The following is a 2357-nucleotide window of genomic DNA, read 5'->3' as shown; positions in this document are numbered from 1 at the left end:
GCAGGCCGAGGCCTTCGTGCCGCGGCCGGTGCGCCTGTCGCGCGCGCTGCAGTGGGGCGTGGTGGCCGTGGCCGTGCTCAGCGTGCTGCAGATCGCGCTGGGCGGCTGGGTCAGCACCAATTACGCGGTGCTGGCCTGCCGCGACTTTCCCACCTGCCAGGGCAGCTGGTGGCCCACCATGGACTTCGGCCATGCCTTCACCTTCCGGCGCGAGCTGGGTGAAACCGCCAGCGGCGGCTACCTGCCGTTCGCGGCGCTCACCGCCATCCACATGACCCACCGGCTGATGGCCGGGGTGGTGCTGGTGGCGCTGGGCCTGCTGGCCTGGCGCCTGGCGGCCACCGGCGAGGCCGGCGCCCGCCGTTTTGCCGGCGGCCTGCTGGGCGTGGCCGCCTGGCAGCTGGCCAGCGGCCTGTCCAACGTGGTGCTGGGCTGGCCCATCCTGGCCGCGGTGGCACACACCGCGGGCGCCGCGTTCCTGGTGCTGCTGCTCAGCCGCCTCGTCGCCCGCAGCCTGCTGCAGCGGCCTTCGGCCGCGCCCGCGGCCACCGTCCATGGCACCGTTGCGGCGATGGCTTGAAGCGGCTTCCTACAATCCGGTCTTCCATGTCTGCCTCGTCGCCCACCGCCCCGGCCGTTGCGCCGCCCGCCCGGCCCGCCTCGCGCGTTCGCCAGTTCTACGCCCTCACCAAGCCGCGGGTGGTGCAGCTCATCGTGTTCTGCGCGGTGATCGGCATGCTGCTGGCCGTGCCGGGCCTGCCCGACCTGCGCGTGGTGCTGGCGGCCACCGCCGGCATCTGGCTTGTGGCCGGTGCCGCCGCCGCCTTCAACTGCGTGGTCGAGCAACGCATCGACGCCAAGATGGCACGCACCGCCTGGCGGCCGACGGCCAAGGGCGAGCTGACCAACACCCAGACGCTGCTGTTTTCGGCCGTGCTGTGCGGCCTGGGTGCCTTGCTGCTGTACGTGCTGGTCAACCCGCTGACGATGTGGCTGACGCTGGCCACCTTCGTGGGCTATGCGGTCATCTACACCGTGGTGCTCAAGCCGCTGACGCCGCAGAACATCGTCATCGGCGGCGCCTCGGGCGCCATGCCGCCGCTGCTGGGCTGGGCCGCCGTGCGCGGCGAGGCGGGGGCCGAAGCCTGGATGCTGGTGCTCATCATCTTCCTGTGGACGCCGCCGCACTTCTGGGCGCTGGCGCTGTACCGGGTGGAAGACTACGCCCGCGCCGGCCTGCCGATGCTGCCCGTCACCCACGGCGCCGAGTTCACCCGGCTGCAGGTGCTGCTGTACACGCTGGTGCTGTTTCCGGCCACGCTGCTGCCTTACCTGTACGGCATGAGCGGGCTGATCTACCTGCTCTCGGCCACGGTGCTGGGGCTGATGTTCATCGGCTACGGCTTTCGCCTGTGGCGCCAGTACAGCGATGCGCTGGCTCGCCGCACCTTCCGTTTTTCCATCCTGCACCTGTCGCTGCTGTTCGCCGCGCTGCTGCTGGACCACTACCTGGGCCCATGGCTGTCGATCTGATGCTCACCCGCCGTTCCTGCCTGGCCGCTGCCGCGGCCGCCGTCCTCGTGCTGGCCGGCTGCGACAAGACACCTTCGCAGCCCAAGGTGGCCTTCAATGGCGTGGACATCACCGGCGCCGACTACGCGCAGAAGCTGGGCGGCGTGAAGGACCCCGACGGCAAGGTGCGCTCGATCGACGAGTTCAAGGGCAAGGTGGTGGTGGTGTTCTTCGGCTTCACCCAGTGCCCCGACGTGTGCCCCACGACCATGGCCGAGCTGGCCGAGGTCAAGCGCTCGCTGGGGGCCGATGGCGACAAGGTGCAGGGCATCTTCGTCAGCGTCGACCCGGAGCGCGACACGCCGGAGCTCCTGAAGGCCTACGTGACCAACTTCGACCCCACCTTTGTGGCGCTGCGCGGCACGCCGGAAGAAACCAAGGCCACGGCGCGCGAGTTCAAGGTGTTCTACAACAAGGTGCCGGGCAAGACCGAAGGCGCCTACTCGGTGGACCACACCGCCGGCTCTTACCTGTTCGATCCGCAGGGCAAGGTGCGGCTGTTCACGCGCTATGGCACGGGCGCGCAGGCGCTGGCTTCGGATATCAAGGCTTTGCTGGCAGGGGCATAAGGTCTGCCCCCAAGCTCGCTGCGCTCGCGCCCCCCCGAGGGGGAGCACCCGTCCTTGGGGCGGCCCGGCGGACGGGTGAGCCTGCCCCCAAGCTCGCTGCGTTTGCGGCCCTCATGAAAAACGGCCCCCGCGAGGGCCGTCGTCACGTCTGGAGCAGGGCTGTCAGCCCGCCACCGGCTCCAGCGCCTTGCGCATCTTCTTCATCGCCGCCACCTC

Annotated in this window: 3 protein-coding genes; all 3 read left to right on the top strand. The window is 70.2% G+C overall.

The window, feature by feature from the left end; genetic code table 11:
- The coding region (locus ABNT58_RS28495) for a COX15/CtaA family protein (RefSeq protein ID WP_348756723.1) at positions 1 to 580 on the top strand (580 nt) is incomplete at its 5' end.
- A 26-nt stretch (positions 581 to 606) separates the two neighbouring features.
- Positions 607 to 1533 (top strand): heme o synthase, encoded by a 927-nt coding sequence (gene cyoE, locus ABNT58_RS28490; RefSeq protein WP_348756722.1) that lies wholly within the window; start codon positions 607 to 609, stop codon positions 1531 to 1533.
- The gene (locus tag ABNT58_RS28485; RefSeq protein ID WP_348756721.1) at positions 1518 to 2141 is read left to right on the top strand and encodes an SCO family protein; all 624 of its coding nucleotides are present in this window, start codon (positions 1518 to 1520) and stop codon (positions 2139 to 2141) included. The genes cyoE and ABNT58_RS28485 overlap by 16 nt, the downstream gene beginning before the upstream one ends.
- The last annotated feature ends 216 nt before the right edge of the window (positions 2142 to 2357 follow it).

The sequence above is a fragment of the uncultured Aquincola sp. genome (assembly GCF_964001545.1).
In the GTDB taxonomy this organism is placed as follows: Bacteria; Pseudomonadota; Gammaproteobacteria; order Burkholderiales; family Burkholderiaceae_C; genus Aquincola.
The sequence above is the reverse complement of the archived record's forward strand: the minus strand, read 5'-3'. Positions and strand labels throughout refer to the sequence as shown.

Bases quoted from the DNA above. Each gene is read 5' to 3' on its own strand.
- cyoE (WP_348756722.1), top strand. From the start codon at position 607: ATGTCTGCCTCGTCGCCCACCGCCCCGGCCGTTGCGCCGCCCGCCCGG.
- ABNT58_RS28485 (WP_348756721.1), top strand. From the start codon at position 1,518: ATGGCTGTCGATCTGATGCTCACCCGCCGTTCCTGCCTGGCCGCTGCC.